The following is a 7789-nucleotide window of genomic DNA, read 5'->3' on the forward strand; positions in this document are numbered from 1 at the left end:
TGAATAGTACAATGGTCACAACGCGAGAAGGCGTTGTGACCATTGTTTTTGCGCAAATGTCTATCCCCTGAGGATTCAGGGGATAGGAATTTTGTTTCTAAATACCCTGAGAGGTCTGAGGGGAGGGATGGGCGATGGAAAAGGCCACTCTCGAGATTGGTATGCATCTTGTCCTTGATGGCTACAGCCAGGACCCAGAAATTATCAGCGACGTGAATCGTATCAGGAAATTCCTGGACGAGTTTCCGCAGTACATGGGCATGACTAAGGTAACACCGCCATACGTTTTTCGTTACCAGGGAACGACGGCCAACGAGAGCGGTATTTCCGGAATCGTCATCATTGCCGAGAGTCACATCAGCATTCACACCTTCCCGGCGAAGCGGTACGTGAGCGTGGACATTTTCTCCTGCAAGCCTTTCAACGTTGACGAGGCAGTACAGGGGCTTGTGGAGTACTTTAGACTCGTGGAATTCCGTCGCCAGGTCTTTGATAGGGGAGTGGAGTACCCCAAAGACCTCTTTTCAAGCATACCCTTGGTGCTCGAGGAGCGACTGGAGATGCTCGAGAAAATGGTGCACACTTGACTCACAAGCTTCGGGTAAAGGGCGAGCAGTGGAAAGAAAAAAGAACTGCTCGCCCTTATTTTTTTGCCCTCTCCTGCTTCTCCTGGCACTCCACGCATAGAGAGGTGTAGGGGATTGTCCGAAGCCGCTCAAGGGGGATTTTCCTCCGGCAGATCTCACAGGTGTCGTACGTTCCCGCTTCGATTCTCCGAAGAGCCTTCTCAATCATCTCAAGAGTTTCTGTGAGCTTTTGCCGAGAGGAGACTTCGAGTTCCATGGAAAGTGTGGCGTTTCCCAAGTCGGCTTCGTCGAGTACCTCCCCTGGGGTTCCGTCAACCCGCCGTGCCAAGGCTTGCGAGATTTTCTCCCGGAGCTTCAAGAGTTCTTCCTGGAATTCTCTTTTCTGGTTCTCGTCCACAGCGCTCACTTCCTTGAGTATATTTTAAACCAGCAGGGAGTATTGTAAAATTACGATGCGTGGAGAAAGCCATGAAGCAGAACATTGTTGGGATGCTTCCTTCGGATCTCATTTCTTGGTTTGTGGAAAGGGGAGAGCCCTCGTACCGGGCAAAACAAGTTCTCCGCTGGGTGTACGAGAAGAGAATCGCCTCTTTCCAGGATATGAGTGATGTGCCTCTGGAACTCCGGGAGGAACTCTCCACATCTTTTACCCTTGGCACAGCATACCTTGCGAAGGAAGAGGTATCCGCCGATGGAACAAAGAAATTCCTCTTCGTATTCCCTCCGGGGGACTCGGTAGAAACAGTGGCCATTCCCCACCGGTCTTGGTACACGGTGTGCCTTTCAACCCAGGTGGGATGTCCGGTGCGCTGCCCGTTCTGCGCCACAGGAAGGGTGGGATTCAAGCGGTCGCTCAAGGGGGAGGAGATTGTAGAAGAGGCCTGGAGGGTGGGCCAGAAGGAGGGTCGGCGCATCACCCACCTTGTGTTCATGGGCATGGGAGAACCCCTCCTCAATTACGAGGCATTGCACCGGGCGCTCCAGGTGTTCAATAGTCCCGAAGGCTTTGGCATCAGTTCCCGCCGCATTACGGTTTCTACGGTGGGTGTTCCGGAAAAAATTGTGCAGCTTGGCCGGGACTGGCCGGAGGTGAACCTTGCTCTTTCGCTCCATGCTCCAACGGATGAACTGAGGAATTTCCTTGTCCCCCTCAACAAGGTGTATCCTATTGCATCCCTCGTGAGAGCACTGCGGAAGTACCTTCGTCTCACGCGCCGAAGAGTCACCATTGAGTACACCCTGTGGCAGGATGTCAACGACGGCAGAGAGCACGCTCTACAGCTTGCGAAACTCCTCCGAGGTCTTCTCGTCCACGTCAACTTGATCCCGGGAAACAGAGTCCCGGGGACTCCCTTTGTGCCTTCGTCAAAGAAGCGACTCGAGGTGTTTGCGACGCTTTTGCGGAAGGAGGGAATTACCGTTACCGTAAGAAGGTCCCGGGGGCATGATATCCAAGCTGCCTGTGGGGAACTCTACCGTATTCATGGTTTGGAGGGAGAGGTGGGCAATGATCATTGTTCTGCGGAGTGGTGCCACACAGCAGGAAATTGACGAGGTTGTGCGGCGCCTCAAGCGTCTCGGTTTTGGGGTACATATCTCCCAGGGTGTTGAACGAACGATCATTGGGGCCATAGGAGATGAACGGGGGGTAAACCTTGAAGAGAAGATTGGGGTGCTCCCCTTTGTGGAGCGGGTCATCCCCATTCTGACACCCTACAAGCTCACAAGCCGCGAATTCCGGGAAGCGGACACGGTCGTCCGGATAGGAGATGTGGAGATTGGCCCGGGGAGATTCGTCGTCATGGCTGGTCCCTGCGCCATTGAATCCGAGGCCCAGATCATTGAAACTGCCCATCGAGTCAAGGAGGCAGGAGCAAAAATTCTCCGTGGAGGAGCTTTCAAGCCGAGAACGTCACCCTACAGTTTCCAGGGACTCGGGGAAGAGGGACTTCGTCTCCTCGCCAAAGCTCGCGAAGAGACCGGCCTTCCCTTTGTGACCGAGGCGCTGGGTATCGAAGAACTCCCCATCGTTGCAGAGTACGCCGATATGATTCAGATTGGAGCACGGAATATGCAGAACTTCAGGCTTCTTGAGGCGGTTGGGCGCTTGCGGAAGCCGGTCCTCTTGAAGCGGGGGATGATGAACACCATTGACGAGCTCCTCATGTCTGCAGAGTACATCCTTGCCCAGGGGAACTACCAGGTCGTCCTCTGTGAACGGGGTATCCGTACCTTTGAACCTTCGACTCGGAATACCCTCGATTTGAGCTGTGTGCCCCTGGTGAAGAAAAAGAGCCACCTCCCCATTATCGTCGATCCGAGCCATGGCACGGGACGAAGCGACCTTGTGATACCTATGAGCCTTGCAGCTTTAGCCTGTGGTGCCGATGGTCTCCTTGTTGAGGTTCATCCCAACCCCATTGAAGCCCTCTCTGATGGTCCACAATCGCTCACTCCCGATCAATTCGCAACCCTCATGAAGGAGCTTCGGAAACTCGCAGCTGTTGTGGGGAGGGAAGTATAGTTTGGAAACCTTCACTATTGGCATCATAGGGCTTGGCCTTGTGGGTGGATCCTTGGGACTTGATTTCGCTGCATGGGCGAAGAAGGAAAAGATTATCGGATACGATGTCTCAGAAGAGGTTGCGCGAAAAGCCAAAGAAAGAGGGGCGGTGGACTGCCTTGGCAAAAGCGTTGCAGAGGTGGCGCAAGAGTCCGATCTCATCTTCATTGCTACACCGGTTCGGAAAATCCCGCAAATCTTTCGCACCATCCAGCCTTTTCTGCGCGAGGGAGCAAGGGTTTTCGACACCGGGAGCTCGAAGGAGTGGATTTTTGAGGAAATCCATCCTGAAAACCTCGACGTGGAGTACATTGGCTTTCACCCAATGGGTGGGGCCGAGAAAGGTGGCATCGAAGGGGCGCGGGCAGGGCTTTTTCGCAATATGCCTCTCCTTATCGTTCCAGGTAAACTGAGGGATGGAACAGAGGAACTCCTCTTGGAGCTTGGGGAGGTTGTTGGAGGCAAGGTTTTTTTTTAACCCCTGTGGAGCATGATTGCATCTGTGCCTTTGTCAGCCACCTTCCCCACGTGCTGTCCAACGTTTTTCTCCAGACGGTTTTAGCAGAGGAAAAGGATATGGCGAGATTTGGAGGACCTTCGTTTCGGGACATGACGAGGATTGCCGGCTCCTCTCCTGGGGTCTGGAGCGATATTTTTCTCACGAACAGGAGACTTGCCAGAGCGATTCGGACCTTCATGCGTAACCTTGAGCATTTCCTTCGCCTCCTCGAGGGTGAAAAAGAGGAGGAGATGCACCGTTTTCTTGAAACAATGGCTTCCCTTAAGGAGCGGTTGCACCGTGCGCCTTGAGTTCCACACAGCAGGAGAATCCCATGGAAGAGGTATCCTTGTCTTCGTGAGTGGACTTCCTGCGGGAATGGCCGTTGATCTTGGTTTTATCGAGAGGGAACTTGCCCGCCGGAGAAAAGGGTTTGGAGTGAGCCCCCGTATGAGTCTTGAGGAGGATAGGGTGGAGGTCCTTGCAGGACTCAGGTGGGGGAAAACCCTTGGGAGTCCTTTGGCTTTCTTTGTGGAGAATGCAGAGTACGAGAAGTGGAAGCCTCTCATGGATCCTGTGGGAGAGAGACCGGAGAATTACGAGGAAATCACCGTTCCACGACCTGGACATGCTGACTTGGGGGGCCTTGTGAAGTACCGTTTCAGAGATATCCGGAACGTCATCGAGCGTGCCAGTGCCCGGGAGACGGTGGGACGATGCATAGCCGGGGCTTTAGCCAAGCTCTTCCTTGCCTCTTTTGGAGTTCGGGTTGGAGGTTTTGTGGAGAGCATCGGGGGTATCCGGGTTTCTGCAGAGGGGAAGTCCTGGGAAGAGGTTTTTGAGCGGGCTCTCTCTTCGCCTCTTGCTACGCTTGGGCGAGAAGAGGAAATGGAGGCACGCATTGCACAGGCCCTGGAACAGGGTGATACCCTCGGGGGAACTTTTATTGTGGCAGCATCTGGGGTTGTGCCGGGCCTTGGGAGCTATGTCGAAGTGCATACTCGTCTTGATAGCCGTCTTGCCTTCTACCTCATGGGTATTCCTGGGGTGAAGGGTGTCGAAATTGGGGAGGGTTTCCGTGGGGCAGAGCTTCCCGGAAGTGCGGTGCATGACGCAATCTTCTACGATGCAGGACGTTCTCCCTTTCCCTTTTACCGGAAGACGAACCGCAGCGGTGGCATTGAAGGAGGAGTCTCCACCGGAGAAGTCATATGGGTGCGATGCGCGATGAAGCCCATTCCCACCCTTCGGCAGGGCCTCCATTCGGTGGATGTGGTCTCAAAGAGGGAAGTCACTGCTCGCTACGAACGTTCTGATGTCTGTGCCGTGCCCCGGGCTCTTGTTGTGGGGGAAGCCATGCTCGCCTGGGTTCTTGCAGGCGCGTACCTGGAGAAATTCGGAGGCGATACCCTCGAAGAAACCATCGAGCGTTTCCGGGAGTACTGCTTGTACCTTGAGAGCTTCAAAGCACGGGAAAGGTGTTGAAGATGCGAATACCCTTGAGCCGGCCACTGATTGGCGAAGAAGAAAAGAGAGCTGTTCTTGAGGTTCTTGATTCCGGACATCTTGCCCAGGGGAGAGAAGTGGAGTGCTTTGAGAGGGAATTCGCGGCCTACGTAGGAACCAAAGAGGCGGTGGCCACAAGTAGCGGTACGGCAGCTCTCTTTGTCGCCCTGAAGGCCCTTGGTGTGCAACCTGGGGACAGGGTGGTGACAACACCCTTTACTTTCGTGGCTACCGCAAGCGCCATCCTCCACTGTGGAGGTGTTCCCATTTTCTGCGATGTGGACTGGAAGACCGGCAACATCGACCCTGAAAGTCTCAAGGAAGTCCTTGAGAGGGAACCAAAAGTAAAAGGAGTAATCATTGTCCATCTCTACGGGACACCTTGCGATCTTGGAGAAATCCTTGCGTTGGTGCGGTCAAGGAATCTCTTCCTGGTAGAGGACTGTGCCCAGGCGCACGGAGCCGAGTACGAAGGAAGGAAGGTCGGGAGCTTTGGTGATGTAGGGGTTTTCAGCTTCTATCCCACGAAGAACATGACAACCGGAGAGGGAGGCATGGTGGTCACAAACAACCCTGAAATTGCTGAGCGGTGTCGGATACTCATCAACCACGGGAGTCGCAAGCGCTACTACCACGAAGTTCTCGGATACAATTTTCGGATGACCGATATTGCCGCGGCCATCGGAAGGGTACAGCTTCGGAAGCTTGAGGAACACAACGCAAGAAGGAGGCGAAACGCCTCCTTTTACTCAAGGATGCTCCAAGATCTTGAGGGTATAGAGGTTCCTTTTGTACCCCAAAGGACTTCGCCGGTTTTCCACCAGTACACCCTGAAGGTCTTCCGGGGAAGGGATGCCCTCCTTGCTTTTCTTCGAGAACGGGGAGTGGGCTGCGAGGTGTACTATCCTCTTCCTCTCCACAAGCAGGCGTTTCTTGGGTCCTATGGGTACAGTTCTTTTCCGGTTGCTGAGAGGCTATCCCGTGAGGTATTATCAATACCGGTGCATCCTGGGCTCTCTCAGGGGGATCTTGAGGAAGTCGTGGGGCTTATTCGAGAGTTCCTTGAAGGAAGATGACCGCGTGGGTGATGGGGTTTGAAGGTGGTCAGGGTTGGCGTTGTTGGTGTTGGTTACCTTGGTCAGCACCATGCCCGTGTGTACTCGAAGATTCCTGGAGTCGAACTCGTTGGTGTTGTGGACATTAATGAAGAGCGGGCCAGAGAAGTGGCAAAACGGTACGCCACAACACCGTTTTTTGACTACCGGGATCTTTTTGGGAAAGTAGATGCGGTGAGCATTGTGGTTCCCACGGTACTCCACCGGGATATTGCGGCGCACTTCATTGAAGAGGGCATCAATATCCTCATCGAAAAACCAGTTACCACAACCCTTGAAGAGGCAAAAGAACTCATGGAGATGGCAGCAAGGAAGAACGTCATCCTTCAGGTGGGACATATCGAACGCTTCAACTCGGCGGTCATGGAACTTGCAAAAATCGTGGACCGACCCATCTTCATCGAATGTTGCCGGATGGGTCCTTACACGAATCGGAATACGGATGTTGGAGTGGTTCTTGATCTCATGATCCATGATATCGACATCGTGATGAGCATTGTGAAAAGCAGTGTCGTCAGGGTAAATGCTTTCGGGCGTTCGGTTTTTTCTCGCCAGGAGGATATTGCCAACGCTCAACTCGTCTTTCAGAACGGTTGCATTGCAAACCTCACTGCGAGTCGGGTCACACGGAAGAAGATCCGCCGTATGGAGATCACTCAGGCGGACTCCTTCATTTCCATCGATTACCTGGAGCAGGAGCTTGCGGTGTACAAGAAGACCTCCTCATCTCTGCCTCAGCTCATCGAAAAGCCTGTCATGCAGAAGGGAGAGCCTCTACGGCTTGAGCTTGAGCATTTCATCCACTGCGTGCGGAACGGGGAAAAACCCCTTGTGGGCCTTGAGGAGGGGAAGAACGCCCTTGAGGTAGCCCTGCGCATCCTTGAGGAAATTCAAAGGAACCAAGGTGACGGCGATGGCAAAGTATAATGTGGTGATTGTTGGTGCTGGTCCGGCAGGGATTTTTGCTGCGCTTGAACTTGCGGAACGAAGTAACCTCCGTGTTCTTGTTGTGGACCGGGGGAGGAATATCGAGAAGCGAATCTGCCCGGCGAGAGAAAACAGCCGCATCTGCCAGAAGTGTACGCCCTGTTCTCTCCTTTGTGGATGGGGAGGGGCGGGGGCCTTTAGTGACGGAAAACTCACTCTTTCCCGGGAGGTCGGAGGCCAGCTCACTGCATATATCGACGAGAAAGAGTTCGCCTCGGTCCTTGACTATGTGGATAAGGTGTACCTTCGCTTTGGGGGGACAGCTCGCATTTACGGGACAGATGGGGAGCGGGTGGAAGAACTTCGAAAGAGAGCCGAGAAAGCCGAGCTTATCCTTGTGCCCTCCCAAGTTCGCCACCTTGGAACGGACCGTTGCCGCGACATCCTCCGCAATATCTTCGACTACCTGAAGGAGCGGATAGAGGTCCGAACACTGACCGCGGTGGACGAAATCCTCGTTAAGGATCGGGTTGCTCGAGGGGTTCGCCTTGAAACGGGGGAAGAAATTGAGAGTTCCTTTGTGATTGTTGCT

General features: G+C 53.9%; 10 protein-coding genes. 9 read left to right on the forward strand and 1 reads right to left on the reverse strand.

The features are described 5' to 3' along the window. Positions 1-134: 134 nt before the first annotated feature. On the forward strand, positions 135-587 hold the full coding sequence (gene speD, locus H5U36_07560; protein MBC7217979.1) for an adenosylmethionine decarboxylase: 453 nt from the start codon (positions 135-137) through the stop codon (positions 585-587). 55 nt (positions 588-642) lie between these two features. Here speD and H5U36_07565 read toward each other — a convergent pair whose 3' ends face one another. After that, positions 643-984: a TraR/DksA C4-type zinc finger protein gene (locus H5U36_07565; protein ID MBC7217980.1), complete on the reverse strand. Its 342-nt coding sequence runs from the start codon at positions 982-984 to the stop codon at positions 643-645. Between the two features lie 71 nt (positions 985-1055). Between H5U36_07565 and rlmN the strand changes: the two genes are divergently transcribed. From rlmN to H5U36_07605, 8 genes are all read left to right on the forward strand, one after another. Then, the gene (gene rlmN / locus H5U36_07570; protein ID MBC7217981.1) at positions 1056-2138 is read left to right on the forward strand and encodes a 23S rRNA (adenine(2503)-C(2))-methyltransferase RlmN; all 1083 of its coding nucleotides are present in this window, start codon (positions 1056-1058) and stop codon (positions 2136-2138) included. Continuing rightward, entirely contained in the window at positions 2095-3111 is a 1017-nt protein-coding gene (aroF, locus tag H5U36_07575) for a 3-deoxy-7-phosphoheptulonate synthase (GenBank protein MBC7217982.1), read from the forward strand. Before rlmN ends, aroF begins: the two co-directional genes overlap by 44 nt. Position 3112: 1 nt before the next feature. Continuing rightward, positions 3113-3628 carry a prephenate dehydrogenase/arogenate dehydrogenase family protein gene (locus tag H5U36_07580; GenBank protein ID MBC7217983.1) on the forward strand — a complete coding sequence of 172 codons (516 nt, stop codon included), beginning with the start codon at positions 3113-3115 and terminating at the stop codon, positions 3626-3628. 5 nt (positions 3629-3633) lie between these two features. Next, a complete protein-coding gene (locus H5U36_07585; GenBank protein ID MBC7217984.1) occupies positions 3634-3960 on the forward strand; it encodes a prephenate dehydrogenase/arogenate dehydrogenase family protein in 327 nt (108 codons plus the stop codon). Further along, entirely contained in the window at positions 3950-5134 is a 1185-nt protein-coding gene (aroC, locus tag H5U36_07590; GenBank protein MBC7217985.1) for a chorismate synthase, read from the forward strand. The genes H5U36_07585 and aroC overlap by 11 nt, the downstream gene beginning before the upstream one ends. Positions 5135-5136: 2 nt before the next feature. Further along, a complete protein-coding gene (locus H5U36_07595) occupies positions 5137-6231 on the forward strand; it encodes a DegT/DnrJ/EryC1/StrS aminotransferase family protein (GenBank protein MBC7217986.1) in 1095 nt (364 codons plus the stop codon). Between the two features lie 24 nt (positions 6232-6255). Continuing rightward, the gene (locus tag H5U36_07600; protein ID MBC7217987.1) at positions 6256-7197 is read left to right on the forward strand and encodes a Gfo/Idh/MocA family oxidoreductase; all 942 of its coding nucleotides are present in this window, start codon (positions 6256-6258) and stop codon (positions 7195-7197) included. Then, positions 7184-7789, forward strand: a 606-nt coding sequence (locus H5U36_07605) for an FAD-dependent oxidoreductase (GenBank protein MBC7217988.1), incomplete at its 3' end; no start/stop codon positions are given. The genes H5U36_07600 and H5U36_07605, both read left to right, overlap by 14 nt.

The organism is Candidatus Caldatribacterium sp. (assembly GCA_014359405.1).
Taxonomy (GTDB): domain Bacteria; phylum Atribacterota; class Atribacteria; order Atribacterales; family Caldatribacteriaceae; genus Caldatribacterium; species Caldatribacterium oleiphilum.